Annotated in this window: 12 protein-coding genes; 4 read left to right on the top strand and 8 right to left on the bottom strand. The window is 34.3% G+C overall.

All coding sequences use genetic code 11. The annotated features are described in order from the left end of the window. Window positions 1-13 precede the first annotated feature (13 nt). The 4 genes from JEP40_RS05850 to JEP40_RS05835 all read right to left on the bottom strand — a co-directional run bounded on the left by JEP40_RS05850 (window position 14) and on the right by JEP40_RS05835 (window position 4,005). Complete coding sequence (locus JEP40_RS05850; protein WP_198622830.1) at window positions 14-682, bottom strand: molecular chaperone; 669 nt, start codon at window positions 680-682, stop codon at window positions 14-16. 68 nt (window positions 683-750) lie between these two features. Next, entirely contained in the window at window positions 751-1,275 is a 525-nt protein-coding gene (locus tag JEP40_RS05845; RefSeq protein ID WP_198622829.1) for a fimbrial protein, read from the bottom strand. 608 nt (window positions 1,276-1,883) lie between these two features. Further along, window positions 1,884-2,489: a histidine phosphatase family protein gene (locus JEP40_RS05840; protein ID WP_198622828.1), complete on the bottom strand. Its 606-nt coding sequence runs from the start codon at window positions 2,487-2,489 to the stop codon at window positions 1,884-1,886. Between the two features lie 22 nt (window positions 2,490-2,511). Next, window positions 2,512-4,005: an SLC13 family permease gene (locus tag JEP40_RS05835; RefSeq protein ID WP_198622827.1), complete on the bottom strand. Its 1,494-nt coding sequence runs from the start codon at window positions 4,003-4,005 to the stop codon at window positions 2,512-2,514. Window positions 4,006-4,114: 109 nt separating this feature from the next. Between JEP40_RS05835 and JEP40_RS05830 the strand changes: the two genes are divergently transcribed. From JEP40_RS05830 to JEP40_RS05815, 4 genes are all read left to right on the top strand, one after another. After that, a complete protein-coding gene (locus JEP40_RS05830; protein ID WP_198622826.1) occupies window positions 4,115-5,029 on the top strand; it encodes a LysR family transcriptional regulator in 915 nt (304 codons plus the stop codon). A 122-nt stretch (window positions 5,030-5,151) separates the two neighbouring features. Then, entirely contained in the window at window positions 5,152-5,976 is an 825-nt protein-coding gene (locus tag JEP40_RS05825; RefSeq protein WP_232799171.1) for a VanW family protein, read from the top strand. 199 nt (window positions 5,977-6,175) lie between these two features. Next, a complete protein-coding gene (locus tag JEP40_RS05820) occupies window positions 6,176-6,757 on the top strand; it encodes a YebB family permuted papain-like enzyme (RefSeq protein ID WP_232799182.1) in 582 nt (193 codons plus the stop codon). 190 nt (window positions 6,758-6,947) lie between these two features. After that, on the top strand, window positions 6,948-7,877 hold the full coding sequence (locus JEP40_RS05815) for a Dyp-type peroxidase (protein ID WP_198622825.1): 930 nt from the start codon (window positions 6,948-6,950) through the stop codon (window positions 7,875-7,877). 40 nt (window positions 7,878-7,917) lie between these two features. On the opposite strand, the gene JEP40_RS05810 is transcribed toward JEP40_RS05815, so the two are convergent. From JEP40_RS05810 to JEP40_RS05795, 4 genes are all read right to left on the bottom strand, one after another. Continuing rightward, window positions 7,918-9,144, bottom strand: coding sequence for a PD-(D/E)XK nuclease family protein (locus tag JEP40_RS05810; RefSeq protein WP_198622824.1), 1,227 nt, complete (start codon window positions 9,142-9,144; stop codon window positions 7,918-7,920). 52 nt (window positions 9,145-9,196) lie between these two features. Then, the gene (locus JEP40_RS05805) at window positions 9,197-9,544 is read right to left on the bottom strand and encodes a hypothetical protein (protein ID WP_198622823.1); all 348 of its coding nucleotides are present in this window, start codon (window positions 9,542-9,544) and stop codon (window positions 9,197-9,199) included. Window positions 9,545-9,713: 169 nt separating this feature from the next. Further along, the gene (gene pbpC / locus JEP40_RS05800) at window positions 9,714-12,092 is read right to left on the bottom strand and encodes a penicillin-binding protein 1C (protein WP_198622822.1); all 2,379 of its coding nucleotides are present in this window, start codon (window positions 12,090-12,092) and stop codon (window positions 9,714-9,716) included. Window positions 12,093-12,134: 42 nt separating this feature from the next. Then, window positions 12,135-18,080: an alpha-2-macroglobulin family protein gene (locus JEP40_RS05795; RefSeq protein WP_198622821.1), complete on the bottom strand. Its 5,946-nt coding sequence runs from the start codon at window positions 18,078-18,080 to the stop codon at window positions 12,135-12,137. Window positions 18,081-18,215 lie beyond the last annotated feature (135 nt).

Here is an 18,215-nt window from a genome sequence, read left to right as displayed (position 1 = left end):
AGTTTATAATTTATTATATTTTAACTTCTGATAAATTTACGCTAGCACCATAATCATTAATAACCTCCCAGTTTATCGTGCCATGTTCATTACCATCATTTATATCAAATGATTTTGTTGAAAATGGTTCAACATATGAGACATCATTTACTGATTTACCATTAAAATTAATTATCTGAAAATTAAAATAATAGGGAGTTGGATTATTCACACTAATTTTATTTCCAATTTTTGACCATGTTAATTTTTTCTGTTCTTCCTCAAAACTCACTTTTTTTAAGTTTTCAGGTCGATAAATTAATTTCATTTGAGTCTTAAAAGCAATCTGTAACGAGTTTTCTGTTTTTTCTGTTGCTGGTATTGTTTTTATATTTAGCCAAAATAAAGATTCTTTATCACTAGGCAAATTCCCTTCAGTTAAAAAGATCCTCAGCGTATTCGCTTTATCTGGATTTAATCTAAATAAAGGTGGAGTAATAGTAAATTTTGACTGTTTATTTTCATTAACATCATCTATCCAGGATTGAATTAAGTAGGGAATATTATCCGGATTTTCAACATTAATACTAACGTTCTTATTCCCCTCGGTGTAAATAACTCTAGTTCCACCAATAATAACTCCCGCAGAAGATTGACTAATAAAAAAAAGAATAGAAATTAAAAAGACAATAATAGACTTCATATTATCACCACTGTATTATTCAAATAAGGTTTAAGTCCCTTTAAACCTTAATTTATATTTAATCTTATTTAGTTATAGTTAATAGTAAATGTTGCATTACCATTTGCTAAACCCGCAGTAACAGAATCTGTTTTAGCAATATAGCGAGCTCTAAAATCTAAGTTATTTTCAATGTTTTCTTTTAATGGATAGGCTTTAGATGCTGTAAATAAAGGTACTACAACATTTGTATCATCCGTAATTTGAATCCCAACACCAGTTGCTACACCCGATTCTTTTTTTAGTGCAATAACACTGTCATCACCTAAATATGAATCTGCGTCAAATTTAACAGATGCAGTAGTCACTGTTTTAGGGCAATTAATTAATTTAATTGTGAATTTTGTTGCTGCGGCAGTACTTCCAGTACTTGGTAATGCTGTTTTAGATACTTTTCCTAAGTTAACTTTTAAAGCATCAGAACCCGCAGCTAATTCGCATGCGTTATCTATAATTTCTCCTGTAAAATCAATAGTACCATCCGCTGCTAATGTATTATTAGCGACAAAGATAGTCGTAGCAGCAATTAATGTTGCAAGTAAGTTTTTTCTCATTTTTTTCTCCGATTAATTTTTATTAATAAAACCGAATTAATTACAAAATACTTAATTAACTCAGTCTGCGAGTATTATCTAATTGTTTTTTATAATAAACAAGTTTTGGTTATAGCGGTATAATATTCAATATTTTGATTTAAATCAGAATTTAAAACCAAGAACACTCTTTATTAGTTAATCAATGAAGTTTATTTTTAATTATTTTAAATTTTCATATATTGATACAACATTGTTAAATCAAAATAAAAGTTAAACACTACTTTTCATTAATAAATAACTTTTTTATTTCATTTTATAACGCATATGGTGTGAATAAAAAAAAGTATTATTTTATCTTAATAATACAAGCTACTTTTTATTCTATTTGATTAATTTAAGTCCTTAATGTGTTATTTTTGAACGAGATGCGACTTAACTTATCAGTTACAACTTGAATAAAAAAAGAATAAAAAACATTACATATAAAATATATAATTTTATTTTTATTCTCGTAGGCAAAAAAAAGAGCAAGGTTTCCCTTGCTCTGATTTAATATCGGAGTGCTTTTTAGATAGTTATATAAATTAAATTACTACTGTTAATTCGAAAACCAATTCTGATTAATCTTAATCAGCGACGTTCTTATCTGGCATATAAGAGCCAATATTATAAGCTTCTAATTTTGGTGCTTTATCAGAATTAAAGTCAAAATTTAATATTGTTATTGTTCCTGGTGTTGCTGGTAATAAAAACTCCGGAGATAGGTTTAAAAAGACTTTGCAAGCTGCGCGGATCACACCACTATGCACGACAGCTAATAAATCACTGTCTTCTTTACATACCCATCCTTGTAAGGCTGCGCCAATACGATCACAAAAATCAAACCAATTTTCGCCTTTAGGTGGCGTATATGTACCTGCTCGCCAATTTTTATATTTATCTGCTTGGTGTCTTATGAGTTCTGGTTTTCTTTGTCCTGTCCATTCCCCCATATTTAATTCACGCAATAACGGCTCTTTTATGGCTTCTGGATGACCAACAATTTCTGCGGTTTGTACTGTTCGGCCTAAATCTGACGTAATAATCCGAGCTGGTGATAATAATTTAATACTCTCCTTTATCGCCATTGCTTGATTAATACCTTTTGGTGATAAACACGAATTAGCATGTCCTTGTAAGCGCGATTCCATATTCCATAAGGTTTCACCGTGTCTTAATAAAATTAGTCTCATTATTATTCCTTAATTTAATGGGTTATAGGCCATATCCAAGAATTTGGAACCATGTAAATATTGCGATAGAAATTACCGATGCCCCAACAAAACAAGTAATTAATCCATATTTCATTTGTTCTAATACACTAAAGTAACCGCTTGAGAAATAGATAGTATTTACTTTCGAATGTGGAGGTAGAGTAATGGTATAAGTCAGTGTAAACGATGCGGCTAATGCCAATGTAACCGGATCCATGCCCAATGTTTTAGCAAGTGCAATAATGGCTGGAATTAATATGGTTGTTTTTACTGTTTTACTTGTAAAAATTAAATGGCTATACATACAGATAAAGACAACCACTATATAAACCATTGTAGTGCTCATATTTTCGAGCCCGAGTCCATAAACCATTTTACCAATTAACCATTGCGCTCCTTCTGTAGATTCTAAAGTGTTACCAGCCGCATAAGCACCAGCTGCAAATATCATTAGATCCCATTTGATATTGGCTTCATTCCACGTTAATAAACCAATACGAGGCATCAGACAAAGAATGGCAGCAATAACAGCCGTCATATAAACGCTAATTTTAAAACCGAACATATCTTGGTGATAACTTTCTGTTGCCCACAAAAAGACTGCCATTAAAAAGATATACATGGCTTTTTTCTCATTCTTAGTAAGCGCACCAAGTTGAGAGCGTTCTTGTTTTAATTTTCCCAATGAGCCTTCAAAATCTACCTCTCCTTTGAACGAAAATAATTTTAATCCAATAAAAAAGGAGATAGCCATACCAACAATTGCCAATGGAAATGAGGCAATTAGCCAATCCATATAACCAATCGAACCACCTGCTTGTGAATTAATAAATCCAACCGCAATAATGTTGGCAGCAGTTCCCGTCATAACCCCCGATGTTGCTAAAGCATCAGCTTGTACGCCTTGCAACATCATTAATTTCCCGTAATTGCTTTTTCCTGGGATCGCCTTATGTATCTCTAGTAAGATCATACAAATAGGCACCATTAATGTGGCACGCGCGGTTGTTGAAGGTACAAAGAAAACTAAACAGAAGTTAATTAATATCAGGACAAATAATGCTTTCTTAGGTGTCTGACCAAAGTTCGTGATCATCCATAAAGCAAAGCGTCTGGCGATATTCGATTTGATCATGGCTGAGGTTAAAACAAAAGCCGAAACCATCAGCCATATAACGTCATAACCTAATGTACCAAAAACAACTTTCTCTTTTGCTACAGTGCCTGTTATTGGCAGTAACACAATGACTAACATCGAGGTTAAATAAATGGGCAAAGAACCACAAACCCATAAAATTAACGCGGCGCAAAAAATAGCAATCGCTTTTTGCCCTTCAATACTTAATCCATCAGGTGTTGGCATAAAAAATAGAACTAACAATACTAATAAAGCTAAAGGTATTCCTATTGTTTTTAACGTTATTTTCTTACCATTTTGTTTTGGTGATGATGGCGCTGGTTTAGCGATATCATCTCGCTTCGCAGTCTTTTCCATAACCGGTTCCTCTTAATATGTAGGGTAGGAAGTCCAGTATAGAAATATTGAGGTATAAAGATAATTGTATTAATATATTATTACTATAAAAATAATTTATGGTATTGATATGAACTTAAGCCAATTAGATGCTTTTCTATTACTCGCTAACGGTTTTAATGTTACTGAAACCGCAGAGCGCCTATTTTGCACCCAGCCCAGTGTCAGTATTAAAATTCGAAAATTAGAAGAAGAATTACAAACAACATTGTTTGAAAGGATCAACAATCGACTTTATTTGACGCCTCAAGGTAAGGTGTATCAACAATACGCAACCCAAATTATTAATTTAGTAAAATCCTCTTCCGAGCATATGCGACAATTTGATGATCCCTCTAAAGGTGAAATTAAGTTTGGCGCTAGCCATTTTGTTGGTGTTTACCTGTTACCACAAATTATGGCGCAATTTAGAGAACTGTATCCAGACGTAAAACTCAGCATGGATATTTCAAGTTCAACACAACTTATCCATAAACTTGATACCCAAGAATTAGAGTTTTTAATCATGTCAGATCATATCTATTTAGATCCGACTGAATATCACCTTGATACCTTTCTTATCGATCCTCTCGTGCTTATTTGCTCTCCAAAACATTGGTTAGCCAAAAAGAAACATTGCAGATTTTCTGATATTGCATCTGAAGTTTTTCTGATCAAACCGGAGCACTCTGCCACTCGTGATTTTTTATTAGACAGGATCCAAGAAAATAATAAAGAGATCAAAAATGTAATGGAAATAAATAGTTTAGAAGGGATCAAGCAAGGTGTTATTCATGGATTAGGAATTTCCGTTTTATCTCGTTTATCTATTTTGCAAGAATTAAAATCAGGCCTTTTATGTGAAATTTCTTTTGATGATATCCAATTTAGTCGGGGCATTCGTTATTTTCATCATAAAGAAAAGTATATCTCTCCTGCCACTAAGAACTTTTTATCAGTCTTACAATCTCAAGCTCAAATTTTAACTAAAGATATCAATAAGTAAATTGATTATCTAATCTCTTATTTAATCTATTTTAAGGATATTCGCGTATCAATATCTCAGTTAAATCGTTATGATACATCCTCAATTTTCTTCCTTTAGTTAACATCGTTTAAAAGGATTTTATGCGTAAAACACTCTCGTCCTATCACCCTATTCTTTATACTTTGAGAGTGGCACAGCGTCGTTTATTTCGTTCGCTAAGTTGGCGATTTTCAGGTCGAAAATACAGTAGAGACGTTCAACCAGAACAGCGACTTTCACACCGTTATCTAAAACACACATCTAAATTAATTAGTCGCCGTGGCGAAAGTGATATTCAATTACAATACAATAAAATAAAAAATCTTAAGTTAGTTGAAAAAGCACTTGATGGCATCATTATCCACCCAGGTGAGTATTTCTCTTTTTGCTATTTGGTTGGAAAACCGAGTTACAAACGAGGTTTTATTGATGGTATGCAACTTTCTTACGGTGAGGCTAGAAAAGGTGTCGGCGGCGGAATTTGTCAGGCAAGTAATTTAATTCATTGGCTAGCACTACATTCTGAGTTAAAAGTGATTGAAAAAGCTAATCATAGTTTTGATCCCTTTCCTGATGAGGGAAGAGTCCTTCCTTTTGGATCTGGTGCCGCTATTTTCTATAATTATGTGGATTTAGTTTTATATAATCCAACACCTTATGATCACCAAATTAAATTACATGTAGCAGAACATCAATTAGAAGGTGAATTGCTGTGTAGCGAAGCGAGAGAGTATCGCTATCATATCTACGAAAAAGCCTCTGCTTTTATCAAAAAAAGAGAGCAAGTGTACCGTTGCAATGAAATTTGGCGAGATATTTATACTAAAAATAATGTAGGCGCTTTCCCTAAATTATTGAAATCTGAATTACTTTATAAAAATAGTGTTGTCGTAAAATATGATATTCCAGATAAACAATTAGATTAATCACAATAACTTTTTTCGAATATTCTAAAATAAGCTTCTTATTATGAATAAAAAAATGACATTCTTCTTAAAATTAAGATTACATTAAATTATAGCCTATTTTTTATTTTAAAGTCATTGAGTTATAAAATAGAAACCATATCTATTTATTAGAGTCAAAGAATAGTAATTATGCTTCTACTTAATAGGTAATATAATGATGATAAAACTTGATTATCCACAAGAATTAGAAGTTGGTGATATCGTATTTACGTGTATTGGTACCTCTTTATTTCGTCAAATTTCCTCCGCTTCTTTATGCTGGAGTAATCATGTTGGCATTATTGTTGGCCATAATGGTGAAGATTATTTAGTGGCAGAAAGCCGTGTTCCACTCTCAACAACAACGACATTAACTCGTTTTATTAATCGTTCAGCAGGTAAGCGCTATGCAATACGCCGTTTATCAACACAATTATCAGATGAACAAAAAAGTGCACTTATCGCACAAGTCCCCGAAAGATTAAATAAGCTTTATCACACAGGATTTAAATACGACTCTTCCCGCCAATTTTGCTCTAAATTTGTTTTCGATATTTATAAATCAGCACTTTCTATTCGTATAGGTGAAATCGAAACCTTTCAAGAATTATTAAGTAAAAATCCTAAGGCTAAATTACAATTTTGGAAATTATGGTTTATTGGACAAATTCCTTGGGAAAGAACGACCGTCACCCCAGCAAGTTTATGGCAACACCCTCATTTATCTTTAATTTATCGTAGTCATGAAAATATTAATTAATATACCACATTAATATGCTAAGAAATAAAAGAACACACTAGCCTTTCATTCCTTTTATTTATAATAAATTAGGAGAAAAACCTCTTCCTCTCTTTGTAATAGGGAGAGTTTTGGTGTAAAACTAAAAAACAATGTTTTGTAAATATGACTTAATTGCTATTCATCTATTATTCGTCATTTAGGGATCACTATGAAATACCAAGATGTTACGAAATCACCCTGTGAGAATGCCTATTTCTTAGTTTTTAACCTCACCCATTCACCTGAAAACCGTGAAATTCTAATCGATTTTTGTAATAATTTTTCTGGCCTCATGCGTAGTATGAAAACACGTTTTCCTGAGTTGGAAACTAGCTGTGTAATGGGATTCGGTGCAAATGCATGGGCTACATTATTTCCCAATCAAGCAAAACCCAAAGAACTAAATACCTTTAAAGAAATTAAAGGTAATACTTATACTGCAGTTTCGACTTCAGGCGATCTCTTTTTTCATATTCGAGCTCTCAAAGTTTCTGCCTGTTACGAATTAGCTTCTATCATCAGCCAAAAGCTAAAGAATATTGTTACACCTGTTGATGAAGTGCATGGATTTAGATATTTTGATGGGCGTTCTATTATTGGTTTTGTCGATGGAACTGAAAACCCTGAATATGAAGATGAGCGTGCTTCTTATGCCGTTATTGGCAATGAAGATCCTGAATTTACAGGAGGTAGCTACGCCTTTGTACAAAAATATATTCACGATATGGATGCATGGGAAAAGCAGTCTCTTATCGAACAAGAAAAAGTCATTGGTAGACATAAATTCAATGATGTTGAATTAACCGATGAAGAAAAAGAACCCGGTTCTCATAATGTTGTCACCAATATTCAAGATGAAAACGGTGATGATTTAAAAATTGTCAGAGCCAATATGCCTTTTTCCAATCCATCAAAGAATGAATATGGTACTTATTTTATTGGTTATGCGCGTTATTTTTCAACAACCCATCGCATGTTAGAAAATATGTTTGCAGGCACGACTGAAGGTCATACTGATAAATTACTTAAGTTCAGTACCCCTGTAACAGGTACATTATTCTTTGTCCCATCACCCGCGTTTATGGATGATCTAGCGTAATTTTCATTGCAAGTAGATATATAGGGAGGCATTTATATATCTACTTTTTATTCTCAGATAGCAGTTCTATTTCTTGGTTTATCTTGTTCAATAACAATTCAAAATTAGAGTAAACCTGCCCATAATCATCGATATATTTCCATCCATACCAATAATTTACTCCTATTTTATAAGAGGTATCAAATACGTTATTTAATAGTTTAGCAATTTCTTCATTAAGTCCTGGTTCTTTATAAGAATGAACTTTCACACCAATATAAATATTCGAACTATCTTTTTCGATAGCAACAGAAAATTTATTTTTATTATAATCGATTAAAACACCAACATACTTTTCATTTATTTCACAGTTGTCATCTGAAAATTCTAACTGAGGATAATCATTTTTTATTTTATTTTTCCATAAAGTAAAAACTCTTTCTATTTCTCTAATTAAGAGAGTATTTAAGTTTTTTCTTAATGATTCTGTATCATTAATGATCTTTTTTATCTCATCAATTCCGTCATCAATATAATTCTCAGATACATTTATTGCATTAAGAATATAGTCATTTATTTCATCATTCATTTTGTTTTTTTCTTTTTCATATTTATTTAGAAATTTAATTTTCAAACTATCTTTATATTGATAAACAAAAGAATCAAAAACTTTATTGTTTTTATCAGTTTTATTTATCTGAGGATAAACATCTTTTTCTAACCACATTAATATTTCACATTCAAATGAAGAAAGTTTAAAATAAACCTTATTACTCTCTTTATACTTACCAAGACTCTCAGGCAGGTAACCTTCTTTTTTATATCCCGTTAAATATAAAACAAAAATATTCTCTTCTTTATACCCATCAGAGATAAATTTTTCAATATATCTTTCTAATTGTCGTTCTTGATCTGGCGCATTACAAACTTTACTTTCTATTATGATTGCATAAAATCCATCTTCAATACTAATATCAACTCGATTCTTTTCTGTTTTAATTTTTAATTCTTTATAATTAAAGATAATCTCTTTCTTTAAAACCCGTTTTAAAAAAGAAGGGATAAATTTATACTCATTACCTTTTTTATTATTTAATATTTTCTTTAAAATAATACTATGCTTATTTTCATTAATATTAAGAATATCGACTAAATTAGTAGAGCATAAAAGATTATCTTCTAATTCATCATATTTTAAAACCGTATTTTTTGCTAAATTTATGATAGCTAAGTATTTGTTTTTTACTGATCCATCACAAAAATCTCCCTGTTTATCAAAACCAGTCATATACCCTCTTAAGAAAAAAACCATCATAACGATGGTTTTTTATCTGAATCAATTATAAACCAAATACATTGACATAAAATTCTTTGCCATCATCCGTGCTTTCGATGGTATAAGTAATTGGAATAGAGTTCTTACCGCCTTTGCCTTCAAAAGAAAGTTCAGCAGCACACGAATAAGTATCTCTTTTTTCGTCATGTTCACGAGTACGTACGCTTTCCACTTTGATCTTAATTTGATCGATCACTGCAGCCATTTTTTGGTCACGTAATTCATCTTTTGTAATATCAACCACTAAGTTCTTTGCTTCAGAGCTATCACAATTAGGTGTTCCATCACCACACCCAACTAAAGGTAATGTTAATGCGCCTAATAATGCTAATTTTAGAATTCGAGTTTTCATGATAATTATTTCTTCCTTGCTGACAAAATGAAATATTTTTCAATATTTTACCCAATAATTATCTTGCAACAATATCGAGTTATAATAGTTAGAATAAGATCACGATAGAAATTAATATTAAAATGTTAAGACAATCATTAAGTAAAACCGGTGGTTTTTAACACTAATATTAATCGGCTTCTGCCACTTGTGTTTTCATCACACCAATAATATCAACTCGAATATGACGAGTGTCTGCCCGCCCTTTATCATCAACGGCACGAATGCGGTAACGACCACTTTCTTTTGGCTGCCACTCTATTGAACGCTGATTGGTACTGTTCCCTAAATAAGCATCATCAACAAACCAGTAAATAATATTACTATCATTATCTGCTGTTGCATTAAATACAATTGACGTATTTGGTATTGATGTTCGTCTTAAAGTGTAAGTTGTATTTCGTAATGGCGATAATATACGAGGAGGTGTTCCTGTCACCACCATATCCCCATTTTTACAATGTACGGTAGAAGGGGGGGTTCGCTTTGGTAGCCCCGCTTGAGCAAATACTTTAGCTAAATCAGAAGGCCAATATTCAAAAATTTCGATATTTACCTGATCTTCATTATACGGAGGACAAACGACCTCTCCCGTCGTTTTATCAATTGCTAGGGGCCGATAAATAGTATCCACTTTAATCGGAGACTTACCTGGAATAAACCATGTTTTTCCCTTACGTTGACACCATGGTGTAGGTAAATTACCACTCGCCAAACAAATATCGACTTGTTTAATATTTTCAGGCAGTTTAAATCTAGGCTCTTTTAGTTTCGGATAGTCTGCAACTATATTATCTATAATATTAAAAAATAAAGGTGCCGCCGCTTCGGCGCCAATTAATGCACTGTTTCCTTTTCCATCAAAGTTACCGATCCAAACCACTAAAACATAGGGACCAAAGATCCCACTACTCCATGCATCACGAAATCCCCAAGAGGTACCTGTTTTCCAATAAATGGGTAAAGTCATAGATTTTTGAGCAAGAGTATCATCAGGTCTTCGATGTTGCCCTAACATATCTAGTGTGATAAAACTCGCCTCTTCACTTAGCAATCGAATAGGTTTAACAATTGTATCCGTACTTTGCATTCTTAATGGTTTAAGCTCACCTCGATTAGCTAATATTCCATAAAGCTTTGCTAACTCTTGTACCGTAATTTCACCGCCTCCTAGCACCAGTGATAAACCATAATGTTTTTCACTAGCCATATTACTGACACCCGACATTTGTAAAAACTGATAGAGCGTAGGCTGTTTCAATTGCGAAGCAATAGCTACCGCAGGAATATTTCGGCTGTAATTGAGGGCTTGAGTCGCAGATATCGGTCCTAAAAAACGTAAGTCAAAGTTCTCTGGTGCATAACTACCAAAAGTAGAGGGTACATCTTTTAAAATCGTTCTTGGATGTAAAATGCCTTGCTCTAATCCTAATGCATAAATAAAAGGTTTTAATGTTGAACCGGGTGAGCGCTTTGAATTGGTTCCATTAACTTGCCCATGAATATCCACATTATAATAGTCCGCCGACCCTACCAACGCTTTAACCCCCATATCTCGCGTATCAACGAGGATCACCGAAGCATTTTTAACACCAAGATGTTTATTTCGCTCAATAAAGGCATCAACCTGCTTTTCAACTAATCTCTGTAATGGAAGATCAAGCGTTGTCACTATGGTTGTGGGTTTTCTTGGATTAAATTTTTCTTGTTTCTCAATTTGTTCCACTAAATGAGGGGCAATATAAGGCATTTTTTCGGGTTGACGTAACCGAAGTGGCAATTGAAAGAGCGCAGATAAATTAGCATCTTTAGGATGCTCTTTTAACCAATAATCATAAAGCTGATTACGTGTTTTCATTAAAGAAAGACTAATACCATCAGTATTTGGCTCTATCCGATAACTGGGTGATTGAGGTAATACGGCAAGTGTTAGCGCTTCAGGTAATGTTAATTCTTTAGGATTTTTATTAAAGTAAATCAGGCTTGCTGCCCCAACACTCTCTATATTTCGCCCATAAGGTGCATAGTTAAAATACGCTTCCAAAATATCATGTTTTGAATAACTGAGTTCTAATTGAATGGCGCGTAATACTTGAACAAGTTTTCCTCCTACATTTCGCGTATTTAATTGCCAATGCATACGCGCTAACTGCATTGTAATAGTAGAGCCACCTTGTAATCGCTCACCAGAAATATAACTGACAAAAAAACCACGAATTAAACTATAAGGGTTAAAACCAGCATGATAATAAAACCAGCGATCTTCATATCGCATGGCACTCTCAACTATTAAAGGTGAAATGTCGTCTAAGTCTGTCCATAATCGATAGCGTTCATCATTAGCAAGTGTTAAGCGAAGTAGGTTGCCATTGCTATCATAATAAGCCGTTGAAGATAAGAATCCCTCCGAAAGAGCTGGATGAGGAAATAATCGAAACCCCACACAAAAGAGGGCGACTAAGAAGCCACCCATCAAAATATTTTGTAAAATACGCTGACTTCTGGCCATTTTAAAATAACCAAAAACCAGCGTTTGAAACCCAACTTAATTTCATTTTGCATTGCCATTATTTTGCGTCGGTTTATTAACAGTCATAACTCCTTTACCAACAGCTAATGCTTGTATTTCTCTATCATACATCGCTTCTGCAAATGCTGGCGGTATTGTAAATACCCCAGAATTAGTCGCTTTAATTTGATAAACGAATTCTTGTACCTGTTGGTTAGCTGTACCATAAATAATGACTCTATCTTCTCGAATATCACTGTACTCTGGTGACCAACGTGCTCCTTTTGATCCGGTTGGTGACAGCCATTCCACTTCTGGGTTATCGACATCATCCATTGATTGTTGTACAACCTCAAATCCTCCCGGAAGTAAGTCCACCAGCACAACATTATCAACGCCCTGCTTTGCATTGGCTCTGACTTTTATATGTACATAAAGTTTTTCACCTAATGTTGCACTATCTACAGACTCACCTTTTTCATTCACATAATCACGGGAAATTTCTAATCCTCGTGAAAGCGCTTCTTTAGGTTGCTCACTATCAAAACCAGACTGTGTAACAACATACCAAGCAGGATTATTTGTTGGATTATTAAATAAAACTTCGTTAATACCTGCACCAAACTGGCCGATAGCAGTTGCATTTGTCATCGATGAGATCGCTATTGGTAGATTTTCACCTTTTTTAACACTCACAGTTAATGGTTGTGCTGATTCAGTGGTGTTTTGGATCTGTTTAGTGTAATGCTCTAACGCTAAAATACTCATCGCTGATGATTGTGTGGTATAGCGTTCTTCTTTAAAGCGCAATACCATATTCTCTAAGAGTTGCGGTGGAATATCAGCTGCTTTTTCAGGGAAATGTTTCACAATCAAATACAATCTTGTACTGTCTAGAACCAGCGGATCTAAATAGTTTTGCGACCACCACGCCTTACTATAAGCCTTACTTAACTCCTGCCATGTGGGTTTCAACAACTCATCAGCTTGTTTATCCATTTTCAACATCTTGTAAGAAGCTGCTAAATATAAAGCACCTAAATCACTCTGCCATGTTTTTGGATAATTCTTTTGCATACGCGTTTGAATAGCGGCTATTTCACTGGTAGTAACTTTGCCTTGACGAGTTAGCAAATACACTGCAAACGCACGCATTCTAAGTTCATCTTGATTATTTAACCCTACATTGACAGCAAGCTTAGTTAAATATTCATTGGATGATCGCAATAGCGTATCGGATACAGGGTAATTCGCTTCTTGTGCCTCTAGTAAGAATTGAACCACATATAAGGTGACAAAGGGATCTGTCGATGGTGTAGATCGCCATGTTCCTATTGCCCCTTGTCCATTTTGACGAGTAAGTAATGTCGCCATTGTTTGTTCAAGCTGAGAACGAATTTTATCTTGTGAATATATCGTCTTCATTTCAGGATTACGTTGATGGAATAACAACGGTATTGCCTGACTAGTTATTTGCTCTGAACAGTTATAAGGATAATTAGCTAGATATTGTGCTAATGCACTACTGAGCACCAAAGGAGAGTAAGAAACACGAGCATCTCTATTGGCATATTCATCATACATTTGACGAATATACGTGACACTCTGCTCTTTTCCATCCATACGTCCTAAGCTTGATTGAGTACGATAAGCTGAAGCTGGGCGAATAGAAAGATTCACCATCCGTTGAGTGACTTTACCTTCACTATTCACTGAGAAAGTGATAGCACCATTACCCAATTGCGATTTCGCTTTTAGTCTAAAGGAAACGATTGTTTCTTTTTTCTCACCTAATTCTAGCTGATAACTCTTTTGTCCTATCACTTCTAATTGAGGCTCTGGTGTTATCGTGACATCCAGTTTTGTTTCGACGCCATTAAGATCAGTGAGATTATTTGAGATACCTAAAGTCACATCGAATTCATCATTTGGTGCTACAGTCGTCGGTATATGTGGACTTAATACAAAATCATCACGCACTGTAGTATAACGTTGTGCATTCCCAATACGATTTTGGGTGACCGAAATCGCCATTATGCGGATCTTACCGTTAAAATATTCAGGCACTTTATAATTAAAGACGGCTTCATCCTCTACTTCCGTAATACCAGACCAGTAGGCTACGGGTTCTTCTTTTTTACGTTTGAATGGATTTAAATAGAGATCAACACCTTCACCCGCATCTCCACCCGGTGCCGAAGTCAGTGACATCATTTTGCTAAATTCAGGCAGGATAAGGTCGAGTATTTGTGTACTTTCAACTTCTAATGATCGTTTACGGAAGAAGTAATCCAATGGATCTTTTAATTTATATCGTGCAACTTGTAAGATGCCTTCATCAACAGCAAATACAGCAACTTGTTGTGGAATCTCTGTTTTTACCGTAATCGGTAAAGTCTCACCCGGCTTAATCACCTCTGGTGATTGCAATTCAATATTTGCTTGGAAATTTTCACGACTCACTTTAAACGGTATAACACCATAGCTAAGTGGGCTCATAAATATTTCATCAGAGTTGATATCTCGAACAAATTGGACATTGATATAACCATTACCTTGTAACTCATCAGGAACACGGATCTTTTGTACTGAACTTGTTGTTGATGATGTAAACCATTGCCAATGATAAACCTTATCTTTTTCTATTGTGATAATACCACTGCCGATATAAGGCGCATTAATGGCAATTTCTATCTCTTCGCCAGCTTTGTATGTATCTTTATTTAAAGTGAGTTGTAGCTCTGCTTCGCGATCAAGGGATCGCGTAACATTAGCGTTTCCTGCAACCGTATAATTGATACGGTTGAGCACATTACCTGCTTTATTTTTGACTAATAATACAAAATTACCTGGTGTTTGCGTCTCTAATAAAAAGTGGCTACCTTTTTCATCAATAGAAAATGGTACTTCATTAATAAAAACCTCTTTTAATTTAGATTGATATTTATAAACACCCGAATTTTGACGAGTTAAAACAGAGAGGTATTTTTGCTCATAACGTTCTAGTGTGAGTGCCTCTTGAGTAACTTGTTTTAATGTTGGATCAATGGCGATGAAATCAAGATTACGTTGTGCATTTTGATTGATATAGTCAAGTGTTCCATCTGCTTTTACACCAACTAGGTAATCATGAGGAGATACCATTACACGGGCAGCCGCAGTGACTGAACGACCACTTCCTGCATCAAAAGCTTCAGAGATAAGTTGTAATTGATAAGTTGCATCATCATAAGACTCTAGTCCTAAATCAATATCAGCTACCCCTTCATCATCCGTTGTCGTCTCTTCTAGCTCTGTTTCAAAGCTATCGTGATTGCGACGATTTTCATAAAAGCGATAATCAGAATAGCGGGAGAAATTAGGATAAATTGGTCGCAACGTTAATTTAGACACAACACGTCTATCTTGTGCTGGTGTACCAAATAAATTTTGCACGTCAATTGATGCTTTTAATTCAGAAGGTTTAACCCACCCTTGCTGCCTATTAGGTTCCAGATTAAGTGCAACTTTAAGTAAATCAGGTTCAAATTCTTTAACGACAATAGTCGTACTGCCTAATAAGCTAGCATCTTCGTTATTCTTACCCACCAAGTAAAGATAGATATTCCAATCTCCAGTAGGCGAATTTCCTGAAGTGGTATAGCTCAATTCATTAAAACCAAATTCATTTAATGTCATGGACTTATTTAACATTAATGTATTACGAGGATCACGTATTTCAACACGTAGTGGCACACCATCAATAGCCGTTTTCCAGTCAAATGTTCGTGTAATTAACCCAATATTAAAAGTTTCACCAGGTCTATAAACACCTCTATCAGAAAAGAGAAAACTATCAAGAGTACGAGGATCTTTAGGCGTGTCATCGCCATAAACATCAAAGCGAGAAAGGTTTAGTTGTCTATCGTAATAAGCATTTGTCGGTAAAAAGGAAATATCCCCCTCTTTTTCAACTAAAAAGAGAACCGCAGTTTGTTCATTTCTAAAGTCTTTAAGCGTTGGAAAAGCGACATGCCCATCGGCATTAGTTATTTTGCTAAGTAACGTTGTTCCATTTTTAGCAATGACAGAGACTTTTGCGTTACTAACAGGTTCACCGCTATAAATAGATTGTACAAAGACATCTCTTGAACCACTAATCGAGGATTTCGCGATAATCCCTAAATCGGTGACAACAACAAAACGAGCATCAGAAACGTCTTCATCTTCGTCATCTTCATAATACTCTTCGTCTTCATCATCTGTACTTGATGCTTTATTCGGATCCCAAGAAGTCAGTTTTAATAAAAATATGCCACGCTTAGCATTAGGATCAGCAGATAAATAGCGACTTAAATCAATGCCCTTATATTGAGTTTCACCTTTATTTTCATTGTTCAGCGCTGTTTGATAAGTAAAATGCTCTGTGAAATATTCATCATTGAGGCGGTTAAAATTCGTTGAAGTAAAATATTTATCTTTAAAAGAAACAATATGTTGTAACTGATTTGGAATAACTCGCTTAATATCTAATTGTAACCCCGGAAGATTACGAGCAGAAACAGTGATCCGTTTATCTCCAGTCATAGAAAGCAAAGCGCCTTCAGATACAAAACTCAGCATTTGTGGGTAATCAGGGACACTGACGATTTGATAGCGATCTTCTTTTAATTGGTATCCTCCAACAGACGTTATTCCACTTGAGATTTTAACCAATAAGTAGCGATAAGCAGGTGCATTATATTTAAAAGCAAAGGTAGCCTGATTTTCTTGCTCATTATCACTTATCTCAAGTGTTAATTTTTCTGACTGAGCAAGAATAGTTTTACTAACATCATTCAAATTCCAATCGTAATAATCATCTTCACCTTGGTTAATGTCAGCATTTTGTATTTCTAAATTGTGTTGAGGTAATAACCATGCACTAACTTCATTTTTTATCTCTTTCTCATTTAACGCATCATTTAAAGAAATAATAAGCACACGCGCATCTTTACCATTTTCAGACTCAACAAGCTCACTTTCTATATTGGAAACACTAAGGCTATATAAACTTGGAACATCCACACCATAGGTTTTTTCTTTTGATATTGAGTTTGCGGTCACTGTACTCGCAACACCTGGCGCAATTTTAAGAAACACTTTGCTACTAATATCTTTTAGCGCTAATTGTTCAGAATGAACCCATGCCGTTAATTTTTTATTATCATAATTAATAACGTATTTTAGCTTCTCATTGTCGCCATATTTCATCGAAAGCCGTTTTTCAAAGCTCTGTATATCAACAGGGGCATTAAATGCAATTTTAATAATGGCATGCTTTTGGGTAGGATTTTGAGGATCTTGATAAAACTCACTATTTCCTAAACTATAATCAAAAGTAGACGTTTTAAATTCATATTTTTTTAATCTAAGTGAAAATTGGGGCGCTAATAACTGAGCTTCATCAAGTTCTATTTTATATTCGCTTCCCATCGAAAATGGTTTTTTCGCTGTAAAAACAAGGGTTGAACCATTCTGCCAATGCCAGTTCCCTTCAATAGCCGGCGTTAATGTCACGCCTTCAGTGACTTCTTTATCAATAAGTGTAATAGGCGCAGCTGAACGTGAAAAAGATAGCGTTATTCTCTGTGATTGAGGATTGTCGCTGGCATAATTGATTGGTGCGGGGCCAGTTAGTTTTATATCAACTTTTTGCACAACAATGGGAGCAACATCGATAGGAACAGGGCGATTAAGATAACTGTGATAGCCGTAATAACTGCCAAATGACGCGACTAAAAGAAAAATAATAGAGCCTAATACTGTTTTCGGGTGGCCCACCATACCTTTTTCAATATTTCTCAAGTGCTGAGCAACAAAACTAACCCATATAGGTGTACTCCATTGTATTTGTCCTATAAACGGGCTAAGTATTTTCTCAAGAAGACGAATACAAAAAACAATAGTCCAACCAAATAAACGGATCAGTTTAAATGGAAGACTAAGTAAAAAGCGCAATACATCCATATAGATAGTCCTAGATTGCTCTGATAAAAATACATTTTTTATCAGTGGAATTAAGTCAAAAAACGAGATAAGTAAGGTTGCTGTACGCGAATAAGCGTTAGTACTTATTAATAAATAAGCATATAAAGACAGATT

The sequence above is a fragment of the Proteus vulgaris genome (assembly GCF_016239305.1).
Classification (GTDB): Bacteria; Pseudomonadota; Gammaproteobacteria; order Enterobacterales; family Enterobacteriaceae; genus Proteus; species Proteus vulgaris_C.
The sequence above is the reverse complement of the archived record's forward strand: the minus strand, read 5'-3'. Positions and strand labels throughout refer to the sequence as shown.

Coding starts and splice junctions, on each gene's coding strand:
- JEP40_RS05850 (WP_198622830.1), bottom strand. CDS start 682: ATGAAGTCTATTATTGTCTTTTTAATTTCTATTCTTTTTTTTATTAGT.
- JEP40_RS05845 (WP_198622829.1), bottom strand. CDS start 1,275: ATGAGAAAAAACTTACTTGCAACATTAATTGCTGCTACGACTATCTTT.
- JEP40_RS05840 (WP_198622828.1), bottom strand. CDS start 2,489: ATGAGACTAATTTTATTAAGACACGGTGAAACCTTATGGAATATGGAA.
- JEP40_RS05835 (WP_198622827.1), bottom strand. CDS start 4,005: ATGGAAAAGACTGCGAAGCGAGATGATATCGCTAAACCAGCGCCATCA.
- JEP40_RS05830 (WP_198622826.1), top strand. CDS start 4,115: ATGAACTTAAGCCAATTAGATGCTTTTCTATTACTCGCTAACGGTTTT.
- JEP40_RS05825 (WP_232799171.1), top strand. CDS start 5,152: ATGCGTAAAACACTCTCGTCCTATCACCCTATTCTTTATACTTTGAGA.
- JEP40_RS05820 (WP_232799182.1), top strand. CDS start 6,176: ATGATAAAACTTGATTATCCACAAGAATTAGAAGTTGGTGATATCGTA.
- JEP40_RS05815 (WP_198622825.1), top strand. CDS start 6,948: ATGAAATACCAAGATGTTACGAAATCACCCTGTGAGAATGCCTATTTC.
- JEP40_RS05810 (WP_198622824.1), bottom strand. CDS start 9,144: ATGACTGGTTTTGATAAACAGGGAGATTTTTGTGATGGATCAGTAAAA.
- JEP40_RS05805 (WP_198622823.1), bottom strand. CDS start 9,544: ATGAAAACTCGAATTCTAAAATTAGCATTATTAGGCGCATTAACATTA.
- pbpC (WP_198622822.1), bottom strand. CDS start 12,092: ATGGCCAGAAGTCAGCGTATTTTACAAAATATTTTGATGGGTGGCTTC.
- JEP40_RS05795 (WP_198622821.1), bottom strand. CDS start 18,080: ATGGATGTATTGCGCTTTTTACTTAGTCTTCCATTTAAACTGATCCGT.